At 54.6% G+C, this 23509-nt stretch carries 18 protein-coding genes, 1 tRNA gene and 3 pseudogenes; 8 read left to right on the top strand and 14 right to left on the bottom strand.

All coding sequences use genetic code 11. The annotated features are described in order from the left end of the window. Positions 1 to 923 precede the first annotated feature (923 nt). From ACYQ01_RS11540 to ACYQ01_RS11580, 9 genes and pseudogenes are all read right to left on the bottom strand, one after another. Positions 924 to 1337 (bottom strand): hypothetical protein, encoded by a 414-nt coding sequence (locus ACYQ01_RS11540; protein ID WP_459934014.1) that lies wholly within the window; start codon positions 1335 to 1337, stop codon positions 924 to 926. 264 nt (positions 1338 to 1601) lie between these two features. After that, positions 1602 to 3476 (bottom strand): DUF927 domain-containing protein, encoded by a 1875-nt coding sequence (locus ACYQ01_RS11545; protein ID WP_459934015.1) that lies wholly within the window; start codon positions 3474 to 3476, stop codon positions 1602 to 1604. A gap of 55 nt (positions 3477 to 3531) precedes the next feature. Then, a complete protein-coding gene (locus ACYQ01_RS11550) occupies positions 3532 to 4299 on the bottom strand; it encodes a radical SAM family protein (protein WP_459934016.1) in 768 nt (255 codons plus the stop codon). 761 nt (positions 4300 to 5060) lie between these two features. After that, positions 5061 to 5981 carry a hypothetical protein gene (locus tag ACYQ01_RS11555; RefSeq protein WP_459934017.1) on the bottom strand — a complete coding sequence of 307 codons (921 nt, stop codon included), beginning with the start codon at positions 5979 to 5981 and terminating at the stop codon, positions 5061 to 5063. 61 nt (positions 5982 to 6042) lie between these two features. Next, positions 6043 to 7287: a hypothetical protein gene (locus ACYQ01_RS11560; RefSeq protein ID WP_459934018.1), complete on the bottom strand. Its 1245-nt coding sequence runs from the start codon at positions 7285 to 7287 to the stop codon at positions 6043 to 6045. Positions 7288 to 7534: 247 nt separating this feature from the next. Then, a complete protein-coding gene (locus tag ACYQ01_RS11565; RefSeq protein WP_459934019.1) occupies positions 7535 to 8584 on the bottom strand; it encodes a hypothetical protein in 1050 nt (349 codons plus the stop codon). Positions 8585 to 9013: 429 nt separating this feature from the next. Continuing rightward, positions 9014 to 9313 (bottom strand): annotated as a pseudogene (locus ACYQ01_RS11570) (flagellin); the annotation flags it as partial. A gap of 438 nt (positions 9314 to 9751) precedes the next feature. After that, a pseudogene (locus tag ACYQ01_RS11575) lies at positions 9752 to 10351 on the bottom strand (LamG-like jellyroll fold domain-containing protein); the annotation flags it as partial. 33 nt (positions 10352 to 10384) lie between these two features. Next, positions 10385 to 10813: pseudogene (locus ACYQ01_RS11580) on the bottom strand (flagellin N-terminal helical domain-containing protein); the annotation flags it as partial. A gap of 216 nt (positions 10814 to 11029) precedes the next feature. Between ACYQ01_RS11580 and ACYQ01_RS11585 the strand changes: the two are divergent. Beyond that, a complete protein-coding gene (locus ACYQ01_RS11585; RefSeq protein WP_459934020.1) occupies positions 11030 to 11356 on the top strand; it encodes a helix-turn-helix domain-containing protein in 327 nt (108 codons plus the stop codon). 28 nt (positions 11357 to 11384) lie between these two features. Here the strand turns inward: ACYQ01_RS11585 and ACYQ01_RS11590 are convergent, their stop codons facing one another. From ACYQ01_RS11590 to ACYQ01_RS11605, 4 genes are all read right to left on the bottom strand, one after another. Next, complete coding sequence (locus ACYQ01_RS11590; protein ID WP_459934021.1) at positions 11385 to 11636, bottom strand: hypothetical protein; 252 nt, start codon at positions 11634 to 11636, stop codon at positions 11385 to 11387. Beyond that, a complete protein-coding gene (locus tag ACYQ01_RS11595) occupies positions 11636 to 12022 on the bottom strand; it encodes a DUF6573 family protein (protein WP_459934022.1) in 387 nt (128 codons plus the stop codon). The genes ACYQ01_RS11590 and ACYQ01_RS11595 overlap by 1 nt, the downstream gene beginning before the upstream one ends. A gap of 212 nt (positions 12023 to 12234) precedes the next feature. Then, positions 12235 to 13314, bottom strand: a complete 1080-nt coding sequence (locus tag ACYQ01_RS11600) for an ATP-binding protein (RefSeq protein WP_459934023.1) — start codon at positions 13312 to 13314, stop codon at positions 12235 to 12237. 254 nt (positions 13315 to 13568) lie between these two features. Beyond that, positions 13569 to 14534: a sensor histidine kinase gene (locus ACYQ01_RS11605; RefSeq protein ID WP_459934024.1), complete on the bottom strand. Its 966-nt coding sequence runs from the start codon at positions 14532 to 14534 to the stop codon at positions 13569 to 13571. A 963-nt stretch (positions 14535 to 15497) separates the two neighbouring features. Here ACYQ01_RS11605 and ACYQ01_RS11610 point away from each other — a divergent pair. Then, positions 15498 to 15794, top strand: coding sequence for an RNA recognition motif domain-containing protein (locus ACYQ01_RS11610; RefSeq protein ID WP_459934025.1), 297 nt, complete (start codon positions 15498 to 15500; stop codon positions 15792 to 15794). A gap of 1287 nt (positions 15795 to 17081) precedes the next feature. Here the strand turns inward: ACYQ01_RS11610 and ACYQ01_RS11615 are convergent. Further along, positions 17082 to 17157: transfer RNA gene (locus ACYQ01_RS11615), tRNA-Ala, on the bottom strand. Between the two features lie 131 nt (positions 17158 to 17288). On the opposite strand from ACYQ01_RS11615, the gene ACYQ01_RS11620 reads away from it, so the two are divergent. From ACYQ01_RS11620 to ACYQ01_RS11645, 6 genes are all read left to right on the top strand, one after another. Beyond that, positions 17289 to 18284, top strand: coding sequence for an ABC transporter permease (locus ACYQ01_RS11620; protein ID WP_459934026.1), 996 nt, complete (start codon positions 17289 to 17291; stop codon positions 18282 to 18284). Then, positions 18277 to 19110 carry an ABC transporter permease gene (locus ACYQ01_RS11625; protein WP_459934027.1) on the top strand — a complete coding sequence of 278 codons (834 nt, stop codon included), beginning with the start codon at positions 18277 to 18279 and terminating at the stop codon, positions 19108 to 19110. Before ACYQ01_RS11620 ends, ACYQ01_RS11625 begins: the two co-directional genes overlap by 8 nt. Before the next feature lie 22 nt (positions 19111 to 19132). After that, positions 19133 to 20758, top strand: coding sequence for a DNA repair protein RecN (locus ACYQ01_RS11630; RefSeq protein WP_459934028.1), 1626 nt, complete (start codon positions 19133 to 19135; stop codon positions 20756 to 20758). 403 nt (positions 20759 to 21161) lie between these two features. After that, the gene (locus ACYQ01_RS11635) at positions 21162 to 21707 is read left to right on the top strand and encodes a hypothetical protein (protein ID WP_459934029.1); all 546 of its coding nucleotides are present in this window, start codon (positions 21162 to 21164) and stop codon (positions 21705 to 21707) included. Next, positions 21704 to 22558, top strand: coding sequence for a hypothetical protein (locus ACYQ01_RS11640; RefSeq protein WP_459934030.1), 855 nt, complete (start codon positions 21704 to 21706; stop codon positions 22556 to 22558). Before ACYQ01_RS11635 ends, ACYQ01_RS11640 begins: the two co-directional genes overlap by 4 nt. Positions 22559 to 22665: 107 nt before the next feature. Further along, positions 22666 to 23487: a sulfite exporter TauE/SafE family protein gene (locus ACYQ01_RS11645; protein ID WP_459934031.1), complete on the top strand. Its 822-nt coding sequence runs from the start codon at positions 22666 to 22668 to the stop codon at positions 23485 to 23487. Positions 23488 to 23509 lie beyond the last annotated feature (22 nt).

The following is a 23509-nucleotide window of genomic DNA, read 5'->3' on the forward strand; positions in this document are numbered from 1 at the left end:
TTGACTAGACTGGCTGGTCAGCAATGAACAAGGCCGATAAAATCTCACCAGACAGATCTCAATGGCAATCGCTCTTGTCTTGCTTTATTCCGTTTTAGCTTTGAATCAATCTTCCTCTACTATTTCTGCGTCATGCACTCCGCTATCAACAAGGTTGGCTCTTCACATCTGAAACTATCTGCAAACACAAAAATTACGAAGGCTATTAAAATGTACTGAGCGAATTGACGCATCATGAATCGATTGTTTTCAACTGAACTAAATAATCGCGCTACCTTTGACTATTTCAACAATCATGCTATGCCACGCTTCTCCAACGTTTATCCTGGAGATAAAATCTCCAGGTTGAGTGACAGATACGATTTTCAGCGAATGCCGTTAGAACGTTGCCAAAGACAGGAATTCACAAATCAAAGAAGCAAAAAGACGGAGAGGACGAACCCCTCCGTGCTGGAACGGGTTCAGATTGATCTTTTTATAACAACGATTAGGGCTTGCTTCAGAATCTCCCTTGCAGTTTTTGATTCAATGAGAACCCTGACGACTCTCAAAACCATAGCGCCTCCTTTCCGCAAGTTACTGCGCTCGTCGTCGACCCTCCATAAAGAACAAAGCCCCTGGCTCCTAAAAGCCAAGGACTTTGCCAAGCCACCGTACGATATTCTCTAATATCTCTATGAACTCCATCTAAAATGACATCAGCTTTGTCATCATAGTAGTCGCAATTCAAAATAGATATACGAGTTCTGACGGATCAAATACTTTTAATCGTTGCTTCGTTCAGCAATACAAAGCTGTCGACGATGACGACGACTCATATAGAGGCGACCATGAGGGCCAGCTTTTTCTTTATCCCCGTGAGACCCCTCAAATCTCGCATACCAAGATTTTTTCAACCCAGCTGAAGGACACCTGATAACGCGTTACATATCCTCATCTAATTCAGAGCAGTAATAGCTCGAACATGTTGACGCGGATTGTTTCATGTCATCAATCACAACTCCCCTGACAGAGCAGCGATTTTCACCTGACCCAAGTTCAAAGTCTTCGATAGGCCGCCAGAAATCACAGTTCGAACAGGACCTGTCATCCTGAATCACACTTGTCCCAGCAGACTGGACGCAACTTGAATCATCAACACATACACGACCCAATTGACGTTCATCACCACCTACAGAAGCTAAATCGTCTGTATAAAGCTTTTTATGAAATGAAACATCACTTTCTATGTTCTCATCTCCAGGCGCATCTAGCTCACCATTTACCACTTCAATGTCGAATGGGCAGAACGTCTCTGTATCAAGTCCTAAACCTTTTATGAAGTCCAAGAAGACCATGTCGCTATCTCCTTCGCATGGTTATTATTCAAAAGCTCCATCTCCATAGAATTTGTATCGCCAGCGGCTTCGACGTCCCAAAAACCCAACAAAAATTTGCCTCCCCCGTCACTATTTATATTATAATGATATCATAATAATAATTATATATAATAAATTTATTTTTAGTTTTTTAGGACGTACAATAAGAGTAAGAATTACAAGTCTCATGTGATCAGTCACAGGAGCAGGGTGACGGGGATGCAAAAATTTCGGACGTACGAGCTATTTAGGACTGGTCCTTCCCCGTCCGTCCCAAAAGGATTTAGGACTGAAACAGTACATTGGCACTTTCGCGTTCTTTGACTCGCCAGCAGTTTTAGGGATGACGACCTGTCGCTGGTATCCTTTTGACCAGTCATCGGTGATGAGCCAGCCCTTGTCCTTCCAGAGACGGACCATCTCTGAAGTTTTAAATCCATTCTTTCGAAGAATATCATCCAGAATTGTTTTCGTTAAACCTACGAATGACCAGTCACCATTGTCTGTCACATCGCAATACGCTCCATGCATGTCACCAGACCAAGGGATATTCTGACGCGCCTCGGCAGGCGAATACACTCGATTCTGATGACTGTTTATCCAGTCTTCGACGTGTTCAAATGCCTGCGAAGCAACATCGCCCGACTTTGCTTCATTCATGGCCCTGGTCCACACTGAATTGAGAAGGCTTCGAACAGGCGCGTTCCGTTCCAGTTCAGGTAGAGCCGCATGGATGATTGCAATCGCAGTGGCGACAGCGGCAAAGTATTCTCCAAGGCGCATTTCAATGGGCGTCAAATCAGGCGACTTGGTAAGAAGCTCATTCGCTTCGGCATACGCTTCCTTCCAGAGGGGCCATTGATCCCGGTGGTCCAGAATGAACTGAACCACCCGAGGTCCAGCATGGCCGAAGTGATCATTGGCCATGCCCTTGGTTCTGGTGACGACTGCTTTGCTTTCAGCGTCAGTTTTGAGGAATGGGTTGCCCCAAAGGTCGATGACCCGGCCCCTGGCTCCGCCGTCTGTACTCAGGTCCAGGCTTGGCGTCTCTCCAGTTGAGAAGAGGATGGTCCTGAACGGTTGCACCCGATCAGAGCCATGGAGAGTCGCGCGGCCCTTGTCCCGGCCAGATGCGATCATGTAGATGGTGTCGGTGACGAGGTCGCTGCCGTACTTGTTCTTTTTGTTCTGCAATCTAGCCAGCTTGGTTTCATCCAGGAAAAGCGGCAACCCATTGAGCAGGGCCGCCATCCTGCCGATCCGATTGTCAGTCCCATTCCAAGTGTTGATGAACGAGCCCGCATACGGAGCAGGATTTCCCCATGCCGATGCCGCCAGCATCAGCGCGGTGGTTTTCCCTGAAGAGCTTGGAGCGCAGAGTTCGAGGGTGAAGTTGTCCACTCCAAAGATCGGAAGAAGAGGAGCGGCCAACGACGTGTACAGGGCAAAGGCGACATCGTGATATCCCAAAACTTCATTGACAATGGAGGCCCAGGCGGTGAAGTTCCCCTTCTGGGCGAAGCCGCTGGCGAATTGTTCATCTCCCTGGTCCGCTCCTTTGAAACGAACCGCCACGGCCTGTCCGGGAAGTTTCCCGGCTGGAGGCTCACTCAAGTACGAGTGCCCCCAGAGAAACCCCGACATGTCTTCGGTCCAACCCAGTCTGCTTTCCACGAACGCCTTCGCGATGTTCCTACTGTTAACCTGCTCGTATTCCAGTAGATACTCGATGATCCCGTTTGCGTTGATGCTCGTGACTGGGAAGTTGTAATTTGCCAACCCGACTATACTGGTTTTGCTCGCGATGACTCCACGTTCAACTTGATGCTGATTCCACCTGCCGTCGCGCATCCAAGCCAGTGTGACATAATGCACACCTGTGGACCTGTTCTCTGAACATTCGCTGATCACGATTGGGCACGGTGAAACCCGTATGCCGCCTGCGTCAGTCGATTTCACAAGGCTCAAGTCTTTCGCAAACAGATACCTATGTGGTAATTCAGAGGGACTCGATACCGGCGCGTCTGGAATGTGCTGTTGAATGTTAATTGTCTTAGTAACTGCATCTTGAGCGACGGCGCTCTTACTTCTTGTGGTGATAGTTTGATTCGTATTCATTTCGTATTTCCTTTGAAGAATGGCCACCAAGTTTTCGCTTGATGGCCAACCGTGACTACCGCTTCAACCAAATCACTGCCGCATCATTGACATTGTACCCGTCACCGTCAGAGTAGACCAAAATTCTGAGTTTATCTAAGCATGCTCTGGAGAGAGCGGCATTCGTAGCCGTGTTGATCAAGCCTTCAACGTACAATTGATGAAATTGCGACGACCGGATCATCTCGAATGCGTGAGCATGCAACCCATACCCTTTCCGTTGAAGCGCATTGGCGCAGTTGACAATCCCAGGTCCCCGAGCATTCAGCGGTTCAGTCCAGATCATTTCAGGGTTTGCAGCCAAAACAGAATCGAGCATGCTTTCATAGTCAGATTGCGAAGTGCCAATGCCTGGCAAGACGGGGCAAATCATTCCGTAGGTTCGAAGGCCCATGTCACGAGCCATATACAGGGCTTCCAAACGCTCGCTGATGCATGAGGCGTTCGGCTCGATGACTTTTACGAGGTATTCATTGTGAACAGGTGCGGTGATGCTCAATCCAACAATCACCCTATTGCGATATTTCGATATAAGGTCAAAATCGTTTGCGATTGACGCATTCTTGGTGAGAATCCGTACGGAGCATGTGCTTTTGGACAAAATCGTCGACAGCAGATGACGTCCCAGGTTACGTTCTTGCGCCTCTGGAGCCCAACAATCCGTCAGCGTGCTCATCATCACAACATCGCTACTATCAAGTTTAATACTTTGACGTTGAATACGCAAATGTGTCCACAAATCTACAACGGCCGTCCCACTTTCAAGAGCTGCAAATGATGTCATATTGTTTTCCTTGAAGAATCTATGCGTTCTTATAAGCGACGGCGTTGAACAATACTTGCATGCGTGTCCACAAATCAGTCCGCAATTTACAGCATGTGTGGCCAATTGCTTTTTTGCAAACTCATTTGACAGCGTGACTCCTATGTTCCTCTGACATGTTAAAACGTTGCTCATCTACACCCCCATTGGTTATTGTTTCTAACACTGGTAGACGCGATTGATCCTTGCAACCAGAATTCACCACTCTATTGGTGATATATCTTTATTGCTTTGCTCCGCTAGAACATCAGCAAGGGGTGAGGCCGGGGAGGTGCTCGGTGCCTGAAAGAGCCTGGGGGAGCGGACCAGGGACAACCCTGACACCACAGACTCATTCAGACATGATTTACCACCCGGCCCTGAAACTGACGGGACGGTGCGAAATACAGAGATCAGGGCGAAGGCGGGTCAGAAAACCCAAGGAGACAAAGGGGGCGGTGTTGATCCCCACCCCCTTCGTTCTCTTTCAGGCAGGGGCTACGTCTTTCCTTGGACTGGCGTCAGCCAAGACACCCACTGACCAGAAGCGGCGAATCGGTCTCGGTCGAGGATGGCCAGAAGTAGCAACTCTCCTTTTGAGCGACAACCCAGGCTGGCTCAAGGGAATTGCCGCCAACTGAACCCTTTGCGCAGGATCCTGCGCATGCGGTTTTCGTGGAGCAAAGAAAAAGGACCGGCTCGTCTGTCACCGGTCCTTCCAAGGTGGATTTGTCCGCCCCCCTTTACGGGAACGTGATGCCCCTGTCCTCATTCTGCTTTGTGATCCGCTCCTCCAGTTCCATGAAGTAGAGGACGTTGACCAAGCTTAAGGACATGGCCTGGGTCTGTGCCGCAATGAGGTCGTGCAGTTCCAAGTCCAGCTTGGACTTGATGTGGTCCAGAAAAGCATCCATGTGCTTGTACTTTTTGTAGTAGACAGCATTCCCTGGATCGCTGAAGTTCTGCTTATCAGGGAAGTAAATCAGATCCTCCTTGTCGAGGAAGCCACTTGCGGGGTTGTGATACAGCGCCTTTCCCCGAGTTGCGTAATCCACCCATGTCTTCGAGTCACATGAGTAGGCGGGGACATGGCTTATCAGTTTGGGGGTCGTCATTCCGAACAGGTGGACTCTGATGCCATTGCGGTAGAACTGGTCAACAGCCTCGAAAAGGACTTCGAGATTCTCCCGGTCATCATCCTTGCACTGACCAATGGCAACAAGCGGGTACTTGGGCTTGGCGTCGATGAAGTATTTGATCTCGTGATTGTGCAGGTTATGGATTACTGGCACAACGTTGATCCCCGCCTCCTCCAGGTTCATCAACCTTTCAAGATTGTGGTCAAACCCGTTGGGAGTGAAGTCGTCGTCGAAACTGAACAGGAAGTCGTAATCGTTTTGTGTCCGCTGCGTGTAGTCCCTGTACTGCCGGAAGAGGTTGTCACATTCGATGGCATGAGCTTCGGGGCGGAGCTTTTTCCTGTTCAGGCTAAACGCCCCGCAGTCCAGAATCAAACCGTTGATCATGCTCCTGTAAGTCTTGGTGTAGTCTGCGGGGCGGTCAAGCCCGTAGAAGGTGATCAAAACGTTGGGCTTCAGGGCAGGGTTGATCCTGTTCAACTCCTTGATCACGGAGATGTTCAGGGAAGACAAGTATATTTTCATGGAGTGTCTCCTTGGTAGCCCCTCCGGGTGATCCCAGAAGGGCCTTGTAGGTTGTTGCTGGTTAGGCAGCGGCGTTCTGTGTGTCCTGGGCGCTCTGGGTTGCCTGATCCATCTCCAAGAGCTGATCGATGAAGCTCTTGAGCCTCATCAAGACATTACGGTCGATCGAGTTGTCGAGCTTGATTCCCTCTGGAGTGGTGGCGGATTCCAGCGACTTGCACAGGGTAAAGACCTGCTTTTCGATGTTCGGTCCCGTCACAGCCGTAGCGTCACCAGCACCAGAACTAGGAGTGCCCTGGGCATTGCTAGCGTCAGAGTTCTCCTCAGCAGGAGGAGGGTTCGTGCCAGCGATGAGGTTCTTGCGTTCCAGCTCCTTGGCGATAATCCTGTTGAGCAGATCGACCGGCTTCTGCGGGTCTTGCTTATACAGCTTAATCAGATGCTTACGCTCGTCACCTGTCAGCGCGTCATGCTTCCTAAGGAAGCTGAGCATCACATCCAGGGGAAACTCCATGCCCAGACGCTCCAGCTTGCTCACTTCAAGGGCACCGTTGACATGCTCTTTGCGCTCGTCATAGCTGGAGTCTATGCGGAAGTTGAACTTCTTCATGTACCAGCTGAAGGGGTCGAGACCCATCGCATCCTTCTCGTCTCTATTCTTTGAGCCAAAGAAGGAGCCGAACTCAGCCAAACGCTCGACGCCGTATTCAAGGTGCGTTTCCACCATGGGGACAGAAGCAAGACTCATGTATTTCTGCCGTGTCCGCTTCTCAAGAAGAACCTTGGTAGGAATCCACTTTTGCCAATCCTTATTGTTGTCCTGAATAAATAGAGCCTTGATGCGAAGGAGACGTTTGCCCTGCATGAACGCATAGAAGGCATTGACAGCGCTGGTCTTCTGCAGGACAAGGTCAAGGTTAGTCTGGCACGTGTTGAAATCCTGAAGGATTGCGTCGATGCTATCCATCTTGTTGATCTTGTCCGAGAACAATTTACCCATCGCCGCCAGCGAACTGCTGTTCATCTGGACTTTGTCAATCGGACCGTGTTGTCCTTCCCCGCCAGTGGCACCGTAGAGTCCGGTTCCAACAACCTTCCTTGCAAAGTCTTCAACGCTTTCTTCTTCGTCCATGATCGAGTTAATTTCCCTGCCAAGCCCGCCGCCAAAACCGGAACCGCCAGTACCACCGCTAAAGCCCATGCCACCAATGCCGCCGGTAGAACTGGTGGAGCTGTTGCCATCCGAGTTGTGGGGTTTGCCAGGACCGCCGGTGACAGAGATGTTCGGCTTGTTGTCGTTGCTCATGGTATCCTCCATGACTGCCCCCCTGTAGGGGGAAGTGGCTCTTTGGGGAGGCGGTCCCTGCGACCGAATCCCATTGCGCCGTTGTTCTTGGAGAGCGGTCTAATCCAGGTGCAATCATGGCTGGGGACAAGAGGTCCAAACACCTTTTGTCTCTCATAAAACCATAAAGATCAGGCAGATAACTAAGAAAACCCAAAAGTAGTTTTCAGGCGGATCGAAAGAGGGGCTTGGGGCGGGAGGAGAAGCCTCAAAGGCTGAGGACGTCTTTTATCGAGGGGAGTTGCTTCCCATTTTGCTTAGTACAGAGAGGGTTCATGGTGTTGATCTTAGCGCAGAGATTTTCATAGTATTCGAAAAGCCTATGTTTCTTGATAAACAAGGTGTGTATCTTGTATTTTGCTCTCTTATCCAAGGAAAATACACTACGTAACATGGCATGGACTTCATCAAAACGGATTATTGTTGACCCATCGGCGTCGTGGGCTTTGTCCCACATCCATAGAATGATTAGCCTAGTCATGTCAGAGCTTACGATGTTGCCTCCAGCGAGGCACAGCTTATAGACTGCTTCCAGTGTTTCGTCGCCAATCCGTTTGTTAGTAAATATACTGTCGATGGTTGCATTGAATATTTTGACGGCATGAAGCTCGAGCATAACCTGCTCGGGGTCCTTCAGAGCTTGATTATGGTTCAGAAGGATGCCTGAGGTCTTATTCAGATCAGCCAAATAATGATTGGGAGTGTCTTCATCAATGCTCATGGCCCATTTGTAGTAAGATCGAAGCAATGCATTGATGTCGGCGTGGTTTTTGCTTTCTAGTGTGATTCCATTTTTTCGTAACAATTCAATGTCTGAGCACCGAGTGCCTCTCTGCTGGTAATGCTTGTTGTCGAGGATTATATTTAAAGCTCGATCTGTTTGCAGACCTATGTCGCAGCTTCGATACATTCTATGAAAGCGCCTTCGCACTGCTTCAATCAAGAAGGACAGCCTGTAAAAAGCAAGGCGAGCTTCCTCCCCATATTTTTCCTCAAGGTACAGGGCATAGGGATGGTTCTTCGGGTTGGGGTCCTCCATGTCAAAGGCGTCGGATTCGAATTTCTTGCAGCCCTCTTTAGACTCAATAGCCTCTAGCTCGCCAAGCTCCTCGAAATAAAACCTATAATATTCAATGGCATATGAGAATTTTCGATAGGCAGGATTTCTCCTCTGGTACTCCCAGAACCAGAAGGCGACGCTCTTGAGCCTGTGGGAGTCGAAGCGGAGGACTTTCTTTTCGTCGGACTTCTTGGCCATTGTCCAGAAGTAGCAAATCTCCTTTTGAGCGACAATCCAGGCTGGCTCAGGGGAGTTGCCGCCAACTGAAACCGGACGCGCAGGATACTGCGCATGCGGTCATGACCTCTCTCGGATCGTTGACCAGACGGGGGAGGCTGAAAACGGACATTGGGCCATATCTGCGATTTCCTGTGATTTTGCCCAAGGGGGGACACCCAAACCCCAGGACCAGCCCCTAATCCCAGGAAGGGGGTGTCCCGCGCGAATCCGGGGGCCAAGGGGAAGACGGGTACGGGGAGGCGGGTCAGGAAACCCAAGGAGACAAAGGGGGCGGTGTTGATCCCCACCCCCTTCGTTCTCTTTCAGGCAGGGGCTATATCTTTTCTTGGGCTGGCGTCAGCCAAGACACCCACTGGCCAGAGGCGGCGAATCGGTCGTTTGATGGGGCTACCCCTGGATCAGTTGAAGCGCCATCTTGGGCAACGAGTTCGCCTGGGCCAGCATTGCGGTCGCTGACTGGGTCAGGATTTGCTCCTTGGTGAACTCCGTCATCTCCTGGGCCACGTCCGTGTCGGAGATACGCGACTCGGAGGACTGAAGGTTTTCCGCCTGGATTTGCAAGTTCTGAATCGTGTTGGAAAGGCGGTTCTGTGAAGCCCCCAGCGCAGCTCGGACATTGTCCTTTTTGACGATAGCCTTGTCGATAGCGCCAAGCGCCTTTTGAGCCAAGTCCTGGGTGGTGATGTCCGTCCCATCGGGAACACTCACAGGGCCATTGTACGAAGTGACCCCGGCGCTGTCCTTTGTGTACATCAAGACGCGAGTGATACCGTCCTTGTCCTTGCCGACGAACAGTTTCGTGGCGCTGTCGAGCTGGGCAGGGTCCGTGTGCCACGTGCCCACGGAACTCCCCATCATGTCGATGACGGACTGCGGCGTCGAATACTGGCTCGCGATGGAGCTGAACGAAACATCCTGCCGGGTCGAATACCAGGAAGGTACTGAGTTGTACGCTGCCATGCCGCCGACTCCTAGAGACTGGGCAGTGACGCTGCTCATGTTGACGTAATAGTAGTCCTCTGCGCTGCTGTTGCCTGTCCCGAAGTGGACCTTGAGGCTGTTCTGGTCGATCGGGACCGTGTATTCTCCTGCCTCCTGCTTGGACACTAAACTCTGGACGTCATCATTGGACATGGATTTGTTGTAAATCCGGTAGTCCTCGACGCTGCCGACGAACCTGGCTGCGTTTCGCCTGCCACCATCCGTCCAATAAACGATCCCAATATTGTGTTCGTCCGCATATGCCGGGTTCGGGGTGTTAAGGGCTGCCGGGGAGGTATCCTCTGCGACCAACGCCCCATCCTTGAATACTGCGAAGCGGTCACTGTCGAGGGTCATCGTCCAGTTTATAAGATGCCCCCGATCCGTCGCGCTGTCGAAAGCAACGTTCAAAACGTTCGGGCCTGCCCTGAATTGAATATTGTTGTTGTCCCGGTGAATGCCCACGAAAAGGTTTGAGTATGTCAAGTATGAGACTTGGTTCTGGACCTGGGTGATGTTGTCTTCCTGGACGTTGATGGAGATGGTGAGGTCGGAATATGCGGACCAGTCGACCTGAGGCACTTCCAGGTATCCTCCAGCGGGTGTCGCAGGGAGTGTGAAATCACCAGACTGCCCTACGATTCTGACGCTGTTCGCGTTCAGGGTGACGTTGTTATAGGGGATCACGTTTGCACCACCCTCGGCGTCGGCGAATGTCCCGTCGAAGGTGTAATGCGCCGTCATGTCCTCAAGATATGCAGGCGTATACGAAACAGTGGTCACTGCTCCTTGCAGCAGCTTGATCCCGTTGAAATCTGTCGCCTTGGCGATCCGTTCGATCTCCAGGGCCATTGCCTGGAATTCACTATCAATAATCAACCGCTGGTCGGACGAGTAGGTGCCGGTGGCCGCCTGGGTAGCAAGCTCCTTCATGCGGATCAGCTTCTCGTCTACAACTTGCAAAGCTCCATCAGCCACTTGGATCATAGAGATGGCGTCATTGGCGTTCCTTACTCCCTGGTTGGTCGAAGCGATGTCAGCCCGCATCATCTCCCGGATGGCCAGCCCTGCCGCATCGTCAGCAGCAATCCCGACTCGCAAGCCTGATGACAGCCTTCGTGTCGATGTGGACAACGCTCCATACGTGGAGTTCAAATTTCTGGCGGCATTCATCGCCATCATATTGTGATTGATTATCAGGGACATAATCAGGCAACTCCTTCCGCTCGGGCTACGGGTTTGCGCCTGAGCTGATGGAACGTTTTTTCCTGGCTGCCAGCGCTCGAACTGGCTTAACCCTTCAGTTTACTCGCTATATGCGTCAAAATATAATGTTTACTTTTGATTTATAAGCAAGATATAGGCCATACCTGCTTAAGGCGAAAAAGCACTTGCCCTAAACTGTCCCAAAAGGACGGTGCCATGGGCGACATTCTCAAGGATTTCGGAAAACGCATCAGGACATTGCGTCGGGCCAAGGACTTGACCCAGGAACAACTTGCTGACCGGGCAGGCCTGTCCCTGCAAAGTGTCGGAGAAATCGAGCGCGGCAGGGGGAATCCCACCTTGGTGAACATCGAGCGGCTATCCGCTGCACTGGAAGAGAAGTTGACCGTCCTTTTCGACCTGGGCGACGTCGGTTTGACGAAGGAGCAGGCCCGTAAGGAACTGGAGACGCTTCTTGCCGGCGCGTCAGAGGAGCAGGCGCGGGCCATCCTGACCATGGCCAGGGTCTTGCTCGCGAAGTGATGGAGGCGGCGAACAAGCACCACTGGAGCTACCCCAATCGCTCCGCTTCTACACCTCCACCGTCTCTTCCGAATACCCGCCCCAGTTCCTCTCGAAACTGGCCAGTCAGGTTCAGTCCGATCTCAGCGCAACCTCGAACCAGTGCCACCCCGTCACCGGTATCCCCGACAGCACCCATCATCTGAAAGAGGTGCTCGATGGGACGAAAACGGGCCAGCAGGGCATCCAGTTGATCCAGCCGATCCAGGTCATGCGCGTCATCAGAAGTGGAGGAAGCCATCACAGGTCCTCCGGCAGACAAAGGGTCAGCACCGGTTCACCGGAATCACCAGGTCCGACGTGAAGGACGACCTGCACCGTCTCCGTCTTCTCGGGACGCATCAGAAACGCGACCTTGAAGTAGACCCTGTCTTCTCCCACACTTCTTCTGGCGGCGACATTTGCCAGGGTCAGAAGGTCATGGAGACGTCCCTCAAAGGACTGCCCCAGCGCTTCCAGGTCAGCAGGAGGCTCGACATACCCGTGGTAAAGCGCATCCGAGATGGCAAAGGGCAGTTTGAAGCCGTAATTTCTTGCAATTGGGGTTATGTCGATCAGGACGCCGTCAGCCAGTGCGTCGGCGCGCGTGTAGCTGAAAATGATATTGGGGGTCGGGCTGTCAGGCATAGGCTCCTCCAGAGGTCGGGAATGGGGATTCCCAGGGAGGGTAGCCTCAGCTCGGGGAGGAGGTCACGACGGGGGGAGAGTTTTTGGGGAGGATGAATGGAGGAGCGAGGGGGAAACCGTATGCGCAGGGGGCTGCGCTTGTGGTTCAACATTCTGTTCTTATGGACTAAAAAAGTTGGCTAGGGTTGTTTCCCTGCAGTCAGGAACGTATTTCAAACCCTCGAATAAATAGCTGTATCCTCCTTAAACTCCGCGATCATAGCTTCTGTCAAGGATGGCCTAAAGGATTCTATTGCATCAGCTATCATTTCAGTTGTAACAGAGACATTGCTCCTTTCCTCGCATTCACTTTCAAAAGCATGCTGAGCGACTATCTGGAAAAGATATTCTATGTCAGCTGGAGTAAACTTTTGCGTCAAGGCAACTATGTGATCCAAATCAACACACCCTCTATTCATCTTGTCTAGGTAGTATTCTAATATGGTTCGTCTCCCATCGTCATCCAAAGTACCGACCGGAACGATACAATCAAAACGCCCGGGTCGTAGTAGAGCGACATCTAGTTGACGAATGTAATTTGTCGCACAAACAAGTAATATCTTATTCTGTAGACTTTTTATTAATGGCACTTGTTTAAGAAATTCATTGGTAATCGATCTGTCGACACGGTTTGCGCTATCCCGACTGCCTGCAAACTCTTCAAATTCATCAATAAAAATAATTACTTCGTCAAGTCTCCTGGCATTCTCCATTATTGCCCGTAGATGAGCTCCTATTTTATCTACGCCGTCGATCATAAGCATACTTGGAGCGATTTCTATGAACCACCATGCCAGCCGTCCAGCCATCGCTTTGACGAAGTGGGTTTTACCAGTGCCTGGCGGTCCAAAAAAGATGATAGTTTTTGGCGGCATGACACCATGCTTTCTTGAAAGCTCGTTTTCAACCAATGGAAGAATAATCCTTTTTTGGATCAACCTCTTGGGCGGTTGCGTGTCCGATATAGTATCCCAAACGTCACGGCTGATAGTGCGCGCCCCCATTTGCACAAGAAGTTTTTCCTGATTGTGCGTGGCGAGTTCTTCGTCCGTCCCAATATTTTCGAGAAAGTCGTTGCATGCTATCCTAAACCCAACATCACGATTCAACTTTTCTGAAAGAATCCATTTGTGGCGCATAATCTTTTGCCAAAGCCCAACTGCAACATCAGCATCAAACTTCGCGCCACTTGCTTCAAAAATTTTTCCAACGCATATTTCTTTTGAAGGAGACTCGAATATTTTATTTATCAATACACCCTCCAGCGACATATTTAGTGTGACACATTTATACGCAACACAGAAACATAGACAATGCCTTTAGGCCACAACACTTAGCACCAGTGTAGCGCGACAGCAATCAAATCCGCCTCGCTTAATGAGCGAGATAAATGCACAAAGTTAAACAATAACAGCGTGGCAAAACAAAAAAAGTCAGCACCTATTCACATAGGCCCCAAGATAAAAATATTCATTACAAGACCGCCAACCCTTCTCGTGACAAACATTTAATCGGTAATTGGCAACAACACTGTAAGAGTCGTTCGCCCTGGCACCGAGGTATCCAGCAAAATATCACCACAGTGGGCGTTCACTATTAGCATGGCAGAATATGTGCCTATCCCCGTACCAAACTCCTTGCCAGATGTTACGAATTTGTCAAAAAAATTAGCCCGTATATTAGGCGGCACCTCTCCAGAATTCATAATGGCGACAGAAAGCATGTCACCCTTGACGACAGTTATAGCAATAACTCCGCCGACAGGGGATGCCTGCACAGCATTCACAATAACATTATAAAAAGCGGATACAAGAAGTGTCATATCGCCATTTACAACTAAAGGCCCTAGCAAGGGTAAAGAGGCTGCTTCGCCATAGTTTTTTTCAATTATTAATTTTTTGCCTACAATTGAGCCATGGGTTTCTTTCAAAGCCTCGTCGATTATGCTTTCCAAAGACAGCTTATCAGTGCCAACAACATATTCATTTGTTTCAATTCTATACAGATCCCTATTCATGTCTAGCATTTTCAGTATACGTAACGCGCTCACCCTTAACCCATCAAGCAGTTCTACCTGGTCGCACGTCAAATTGCCGTCCGACATTAATAGATTAGGAATGCTCACAGACGCTACGGCAGCCCCCCGCAAATCGTGACTAATCAAGTGCTCAACATTTTCTCTAGCAACTTTATTCTCTCTTGCTCTTTCAATGGTTTCAGACAGATATTTTATCTCTGACTGCAACCTTACAACCAGCTTTTTTAGCGTGCTGACTTGAGACACACAATTATCAGCTTTTAATTGAGCTAAATCACCTTCCAATAACAACCTTTTATTTGCTTCTTCCAATCCGTCAACCTTGATCAACTGCTTCGACAGATCAAGATTGATTTTTTTCAGTGACGCGTTGACAACATCTAACTGGCTACGGAGCCTTGTTATCAGTAAGCTATCATCAATCACATCAAACATTTTAAGACCCCCAGTCTACCGTTGACGCCGCGGAGCTCTCCCGAAAAACAATTAAATCCTCGACGTTGTATAATGCCGTCGATCACACAACAAAACCCGCTCAATAATAATTAGCACCTTAGCTAGCACATGGGATAATCCAGGAGCCAACACGGACAGAGAAAAATCATAAGACACACTACCCATTTAGGCTATTTGCGCAGTACACTTGCCTCAATTCTATGCAGGCCGAGAATGACGGCTAGAACTCGTTTTTTTTCCTACTAATTCTATTTCACCATTACTTTGCATTGTCCAGCAAAAAAGCTGGAACAAAAAAAACGCAAGTTTATACTGAAAAAAAATAATATTTTCATCATGTTGGAAATTTATTCATGCTTAATCCTAAAGTGACATTTGGGCCAGCCGACACGACGATGCGAAAGTGAAACTTCCTCAGACGCATCCACCACCCTCTCCCCAACCCCTGCAAAAACGTACATTCCTCCAAAAATACCCCCTCCTGAAAGTTCCCCGGCACCGGGGAGACCAATCCCCAGCGCCCCAAGAAAGTCCCAGGAAGGCCCTGTTTTGTGGAAAATTGGGGCAGGCCCTGGACAGGCCGGGGGGAGGACCGGAGAAGGCCCAGGAGACCACCAGGGCAGGGTGAAAATCCCACCCCCTGTGACTCGCTCAGGAAGTCCGCGCCCCAGGTTAGCGATCATTCATAATGATAAATGACACATTTCCACGCCTGAATATTAAAATTTATTATGCAAGATCATGGGATGTTACCAGCCGCTCAGCGCCTTGTGAAATGATTATTCAACGTTTTGAAATAATATTCCTTGCCAAGCCCTCTCAATGAGCATATTGATTATAAACAATTTGAACAGGCCGACATCTTATTGATTCTTGGACCTTTGCTTTCGCTAAGCTCCACTTCACGAAGACTACCGCCTACTACCTCTAGGAGCTATCCACATGTCCAAGAAAATTTACGTCGGAAACTTGCCCTTTTCCACTTATGACGATGAAATCCGTACCCTGTTTGCTGCCCACGGCGAAGTACTGTCCGTCAGCCTCATTACCGACCGTGAGACGGGCCGCCTGCGCGGATTCGGATTCGTGGAGATGCAAGACGATGGTGCCCTTGCCGCCATCCAGACCCTGAACGGCACCACCCTCGGGGGCCGCAGCCTAACGGTCAACGAAGCTCAAGAAAGGGCCCGGGCTCCCCGTAACAATGGCTTTGATAGCCATGCGCGGCGCACCTGGTAGAAGTGACCAGACTGTTTTTTAAGGCCTCGTCCTGAAGGACGGGGCCTTTTGCATTAGATCTCACCCTAAAGCGACCATTCCTCATCCCACTCCTCCTGGAGGCCCCAGAGCCCCAGGGCTTGACTATCCCCAGTCCCAGTGGAAAGGCCCAGGAAGGGGCCAGCCCGCGAGAATTTGGGGGGTGTCCGGGGTGGGCAGGGAGGGGGAGGACAGGAAAGTCCCAGGAGGAAGATGGGCCAGGGTAAATTCACAGGCCCCTGTGACTCGCTCCGGCTGCTCCCGCGTCAAAGCCCTCACCAGTGCTCATACAAGAAGAAAACGGTGAGCGAACCCTGCCCTTGATCAGCATGGTCCTCCTCATTTTCTCCAGGGATGCACCGGAAATGTCCAAGTGTCCAAACCGGCTGTTTCGCCCCACCAACCACTGCCCAACCCTCTGCAAAAACGTACATTCCTCCAAAAACACCCCCTCCTGAAACTTCCCCAGCACCGGGGAACCAATCCCCAGAACCCCAGAAAAGGCCCAGGAAGGCCCTGTTTTGTGGGAAATTGGGGCAGGTCCGGGACAAGCCGAGGGGAGGACCTGAGAAGGCCCAGCAGACCACCTGGGCAGGGCAAAATCCAATCCCCCTGTGACTCGCTCCACCTACCCTTCCGTCAGCACTCGCATCAGGGCTCATTCAGGGCGGTCAGAGAGAAGGAACCCGACCCTGCAAAACAGTAGAGCATCCGGTCACCCCTTTCAGCATCCGATACACTTTGTCAGCGCCAGTCCTGCCCAGTCCTGCACCGGCCCGCAATTTTTCTCAGGGATGCACTCGCAATGTCCAAAAGTCCAAACCGCAGCAGGCACATCAGGCGCAGATGAAGGCCACCCACCACACATCCCCTTGATTTTTCATCAAGAAGTCGTCTCCAGGATCGCTCCTGCTCCCCTCCGGCAAGTCCGCCTCCTCACCAGGAGCACATTTCCTTTCCCCTGATTGGTGACGTCGAAGACCACCCCAACCACCACCCCTTGAAAACCCCTCAAGAGGCCATCATCTTTTTGCTCAGTCTTCGCTGCGGCTTGTTGCGAAAACCTTTTTCCAACACGGCGAAAAAACACAATAAAAAAACGACCGCTTGAATTTTCCTCAAGGGGTCGTCTTCTGGATGCTCATACAGGGGAATGCTGCTTCACCGAGACTTCGGTGTCCGGGAGCGCCAACAAAAGTGTTGGCGGAGGAAGCCAATGTAAAAAAAAGGAGGGGTTACCCAATTTCTTGGATAACCCCTTGAGGTCTTTGGTGGAGCTGGACGGAATTGAACCGACGACCTCTTGAATGCCATTCAAGCGCTCTCCCAACTGAGCTACAGCCCCGTCGCGGAAAAAGGGAATGAACCAAAACCACCTGGCTGTCAACACAAAAAATTCAAAAGCGAAAAAAACTTTTTCGCCTCTTCCCTCCCCTTGCCCCCTGCTGGTACGAAAGCCCGGTCTGGAGGTCATCTGTGCGCTCCTTCATCCAACGCCTGCTTCTCAAGTCGCTCTGGCTCGTCGTGGTCTTTCTGGGCATCACGGTGATCAGCTTTTGGGTCATCCATCTCGCCCCGGGGAAACCCACCGACCTGCAAACGGACATGAACCCCCTGGTCACTCCCGAGGCCATCGCCCGGCTGGAAAAGCTCTACGGCTTGGACCAGCCCATATACATTCAATACGCCCGATGGATCGAAAAGATCGCCCGCTTCGACTTCGGCAACTCCCTTACGGGAGACCGACGACCCGTCTGGGACAAAATCAAGGAGCGCCTCCCCCTGACCTTCGGCATGAACATGGCGGCCCTCATCATCACCCTGGCCCTTTCCATCCCCATAGGCGTCACCGCCGCTGCCAGACAGAACGGCCTCTTCGACCGGGCCTCCACGGTGTTCGTCTTTCTCGGCTTTGCCATGCCCGGCTTCTGGCTGGCGCTTCTTCTCATGCTGGCCCTGGGCATCGTCTGGCCCGTACTGCCCATTTCGGGCCTGACCTCGCTCCACCACGCCCAGCTTTCCCCCTGGGGACAGGCCAAGGACCTGCTGGCCCACCTGGCCATGCCCATGTTCATCTACATCTTCGGCGGGCTGGCCGGCATGAGCCGATACATGCGGGCCTCCATGCTTGAAGTGCTTCGCCAGGACTACATCCTCACCGCCCGGGCCAAAGGCCTTTCGGAGCGCGTGGTCATCTACCGCCACGCCTTGCGCAACGCCCTGCTTCCGGTCATCACCCTGCTGGGGCTTTCCATTCCCGGACTCATCGGCGGATCGGTCATCATCGAACAGATCTTCGGACTGCCCGGACTCGGCCAGCTCTTTTACCAGGCCATCCAATCCAGGGACTATCCGCTCATCATGGCCAACCTGGTGCTGGGCGCCGTGCTCACCCTGGCTGGCAACCTGCTGGCGGACGCCGGCTACGCCCTGGCCGATCCGCGCATACGCCAGGGAGGTCGCCATGCCTGAAGGATTTCTCGCCAGGGCTCTGCGCCATCCCCTGTTCGTGGCCGGTTTTTTCCTGGTGGGCGCGGTGTCGCTGGCCGCGCTTCTGGCCCCCTGGATAGCCCCCTACGACCCCACGGCCTTGAACGTGGACGCCCTGCTCACGCCTCCGTGCCTGGCCCATCCCTTCGGCACGGACGCCCTGGGACGCGACGTGTTCTCGCGCATGTTGTACGGCGGGCGGGTGTCCTTGTGGGTGGGCCTGGTGGCGGTGGGCCTGTCCCTGGCCGTCGGCATTTTTTTCGGCCTGGTGGCCGGCTACTTCGGCGGACCGGCCGACGAGATCATCATGCGCGGCGTGGACGTGATGCTCTGTTTTCCGTCGTTTTTTCTGATCCTGGCGGTCATCGCCTTCCTGGAGCCCTCCCTTACCAAGATCATGGCCGTCATCGGCCTGACCTCCTGGATGGGCGTGGCCCGGCTGGTGCGGGCCGAAGCCCTCACCCTCAAGGGGCGCGACTTCGTGCTGGCCGCCCGATTGGCCGGATGCTCCCACGCGCGCATTCTGGCCACGCACATTCTGCCCAACGCCGCCGCGCCGATGCTGGTGTCGGCCACTCTCGGGGTGGCCGGAGCCATCCTGGTGGAATCGTCGCTGTCGTTTCTGGGCCTGGGCGTGCAGCCGCCCACGCCGTCGTGGGGCAACATGCTGCTGGAAGGCAAGGAAGTGCTGGAAATCGCCCCCTGGTTGTCGGTCTTTCCGGGGCTGGCCATCCTGCTCACGGTATTGGGCTACAATCTGCTTGGGGAATCCCTGCGCGACTTGCTGGACCCCCGTCTCAGACGGTAGGAACGGCCCGGAGGCTTTCACCGTGATCGAACTCTTGCGCATCAGGAACCTGGCCCTCATAGCCGACGTGGAGTTGGAATTCTCGCCGGGCCTGAACGTCCTCACCGGCGAGACCGGCGCGGGCAAAACCTTCATTCTCAAGGCCCTGGAATTTCTCACCGGCGAGCGCCTGAACGCCGACATGGTGCGCGCGGGCGCGTCCAAGGCCCTGGTGGAGGCGCTCTTCGTGCTGGACGGACGCGAACTCATCGTGCGCCGCGAGCTTTCGGCCGAGACCGGCCGGGCGCGTATCTTTCTGGACGGCCAACTGGCCACCCAGGAGGCCGTGCGCGAGCTCAAGCCCCGCCTCATTCTGCACGCCAGCCAGAACGGACAGCAGAAGCTCTTGTCCCCCACGTTTCAAGCCCGCCTGCTCGACCACGCCCTGCCCGAACCCGGACTTCTGGACCGGCGCGACGCCCTGGTGCGCCGCACCACGGCCGTGGGCCGCGAGCTTGAAGACTTGCGCGAACGCCTGCACCACCTGGACGACCGCCGTGAAGTGTTGGAGATGCAGCGGACCGAGATCGACAAGGTGGCCCCGCGCGAGGGCGAGGAAGAAGAACTCATGGAGCGCGAAAAGAGCCTGCGCGAGTCGCGCAAGGCCCGCGAGGCCCTGGATACGGCCATGTCCCTGCTGCTTGGCGACGACGGCCTGGTGGGGGCCATGGGGCGACTGGAGCACGAACTGGCCGTGCTCGACCAAGCGGACGCCCGGTTCGCCGAAGACCTGGAAAGCGTCCGCGACATGCGCCACACCCTGGGCGATCTGGCGTCGCGCCTGCGCCAGGGCCTGCCCGAGGCCGAGGGAGACCCGGAAGTTGTCGAAGCCCGTCTGTGGGAACTTTCCCAGCTCAAGCGCAAGCTCAAACGCTCGTTGCCCGAAATTCTGGGCCTATCCCGGGAGATCGAGGAAAACTTGAGTTTTCTCGACAGCGCCGGCCTGGATCTCAAGCGCCTGGAGCGCGCCCGCCGGGAACACCGCGAAGAGCTGGCCCAGGTGCTCGAACGCCTGGACGCCTGCCGGCGCGAAACCGCCGAAGCGCTTGCCCGGCGCATTGAGGAGGAACTTCGCGGCCTGGGTTTTTCCGAGCACGTGCGGGTGCTCTACGAGTTTACGCCCGGAGTGCTCTTTGCCGCCGAGGACGGTCTGCCCGCGGTGGTGGAGTCGAGCGCGCGCCTGCTCTTCGCGCCCAATCCCGGCCAGCCGCCCCAGCCCCTGGACCGCATCGCCTCGGGCGGCGAACTGTCCCGATTTCTCCTGGCTCTGACCAGCCTGCGGGCCGAGTCCGACCGGTCCACCCTGATCTTCGACGAAGTGGACGCGGGCATCGGCGGGTTGACGCTCACCCGCGTGGGCGAGCGGCTGCGCGCCCTGGCTGCGGACCATCAGATGCTGCTCATCACCCACTGGCCCCAACTGGCCGCCCTGGCCGGTCGGCACTTTCTGGTGAACAAGCATGTGGAGGACGGCCAGACCGAAACCACCTGCTCCCGCCTGGAAGGCGAGTCCCTGCGGGCGGAGCTTTCCCGCATGGCCGGCGGCCGGGACCTGGGCGAGGCCCTGGCCGGCAAGCTGCTGGACGGCAAGGCGAACGCGGCGAAGTAAAACGGACGCTTCCCAGGAACCGGCGCGACAGGCGCGCCTCGTGACCGGACCGCCTCGGCCGCACGCGCGGCGCCCGGTCACCGGTTGTTTTTCCGTCGCCCCGACCCGCCTTGACCAAAGGGGGCCTTCCCCCTCCCCCGCCCCGCCCCGCCCCGCCGTCCAGGCGCGGCGACCGCGTGCGTTCCCCTTCCCCATAATAAACATGTTGAATGCGCCGCCCGTCTGAGAGGCGCAGCGCATGTTCTCCGCCCCCGGAAACGTCCGCCTTGACGGATACTTGTTATACGAATACATGTCGCAAGAGCGAACCAAAACAAAAATGAATATCGTAAAAATCAGCCTTCTCCACACCGTTGACGCAAATCAAACCAAGAAAACCATGCGCCACGAAAATAAACGTCCCATGAAAGCTCAATCCCGCCATGCGTCAGGCTCGTTCCGGCCAGCGGCCTCCGGCGCGTCCAAACCCGGCGGGTCCCTGCGCCGGCTGACGCTCGCCTTTTTCGCCCTCGCGGCCCTGGGGCGCGCGATGGCCTATCCGGTGGGCCACGATCACGCGAGCGCCAGGGCTCTGGCCGCGTGGAGCGGAGTGCCCCCCGAAAAGGTGGGCTTGGCCTTTGGCGCGGGGCTGTTTTTTCCGGCCCTGGCCTTTCTGCTCGTGCACAAGCAACGGGACAAACCGCTCGACACGGTCTTGCTCTTCCTGCTTGCGGCTCTCACCAACCGCTTCGATTTTATTTTCCGAAGACGCGCGTCCATTTGGTTCATTCTGACAGTGACGGCCCCCCTCATGGCGCTCATCATTTTTCCCCTGTTGCGAAACCTGTGGGAGAGATTCCTCTTTTCGGGACTGGCCTTCTTCGCCGTCATCACGGTCATTGTCTGCAATGACTCCAAGTATTCAAACAAAGACGCCCCTACCGGCCAAGACGGGGAGGACAGACCGTGACCCGCTCAAAAATTCTCCGGGCGCTCTGGTTGTTCGCCGCGGCCTTGGTCCTGACCCTGGCGCTGGGGCTTTTCGAGCCGACCGCATGGGACAGCACGGCCACCTGGGCCATTGAGGGCTGGAAACCCAACATGCGCCTCAACCTGGGCTTCGCGGCCGGGCTGGTGTTTCCCGCCTGCGTGTTCTTTCAGGTTGTCCGCACGGACAAACGCACGTCTCGGGCCGCGCTGGCCGGGCTCTGGGCCTCGGGAGCGCTCGTGGCCCTGCTCGCCTGGGGCGGGCCGGAAATACTGGCCTGGTATCTGTCGGCCTCGGCGGCCCTTGTCGCAATGGAACTCGGCTGGCGGCTCGACAAAACGGACCGGGGCCTGCTCCGCATAGTCGAAAAACGGCGCGCGCCCTCCGCTCCCACGCGACGCAGCCCGCCCCCGGGGAACGCCCTGCGCGCCCTGGCGGCGAGCCTCTTGTCCCTGCCCGCGCTTTCCGTCTTCTTCAACACCGGGGAATGGTTCGTCTGGCTGGTCCGCATCAGCAGCGGCGGAGCCTTGCGCCCCTGGCCCAAGGCATTCGGCCTGCTGATCGGGCTCGTCTGTCTGCTCGACCTCATCATGCGATTCGCCAGCGCCTTCGGTCCGGGCAAAACCCTGGTCCTCGCGGGAATCCCCCTGATCGCCTGGCTCCTGCTGAACGGCGCGCTGGTTCTGTGCGGCCATGAAACAGGCCTCAAGGGGCTGGCTTTCGGGATGGTCGCGCTCCTCGCGCTGGCCCTGGTCTTCGCCTTCACGGACGACCCCGGGAAAAACGATCAGACAAAATCCCCGGCCGACAAGGACGAGCTGACCAGGCAGTGACCCCGCCACATCCCCGGAAAGGTCGAGGGGACATTTTGGCGTTGATCCGCCCGGGCGGCGCGGATAGATTGCCTCAGGCTCACCACCAACCCACCCGGACGGCCCCCATGCAGACCACGCCCCTCGACCGCTTGTCCGCCCTTTCCGGGCCGTCCTTCGCCGCCTCGTTCATCGGCATGGGCCTGATCGTCGGGACCTGCGCCTCCCTGGCCGGCATGGGCGGCGGTTTTCTCATCGTGCCGCTGTTTTTGTTCCTGGGCATGGAGCACATGTCCGCTTCGGGAACTTCCATTTGCGTGGCCCTGCTCATCTCCCTGTCCGGCTTCGTGGCCGACGCCCTGGGGGGCCGGGTGGATTTCTCCCTCGGCTGGTGGATCGGACTGGGCGGCCTGGTCGGCGCGCAGGCGGGCACGCGGCTGGCGCACGCCATTTCCGCGGACACGTTCCGCAAGGTCTTCGCCACGCTGCTCGTCTCCCTGGCCTTCGAGGTCGCGTTTTTGTCCCAGCGCCTGGAAATAGCCATTCCGGGCGCCGAGAAAGACATCCTGTGGCTGACCCTGCACCCTGTCTGGCTCACCGCCCTGGGCATGGGCGTCGGCGCGGTGGCCGCCTTCGTCGGGCTGGGCGGCGGCTTCTTGCTCACGCCGCTGTTTTTGACCATGGGCATGTCGCCATCCCTGGCCGTGGGCACCTCGTTTTGCGCGATCCTGTGCATCGCGCCGTCCTCGATCCTCGCTCACATCAGGAGCCATTCCATCATCCGCTACCGCATCGCCCTGCTTACCGGCATCGGCGGCGTGATCGGCGCGCAGTTCGGCTCACACCTGGTCTCCCATGTCCCGGCGGGTCTTTTCCGCAAGCTTTTCGGCCTGCTCATGCTGCTGCTGGCGGCCAAGCTCTTTCTGGGACAACCGGCGAAAAAAGCCTGATGCGGCTTTCCGTGGTTTGCGA

The organism is Fundidesulfovibrio butyratiphilus (genome assembly GCF_054657235.1).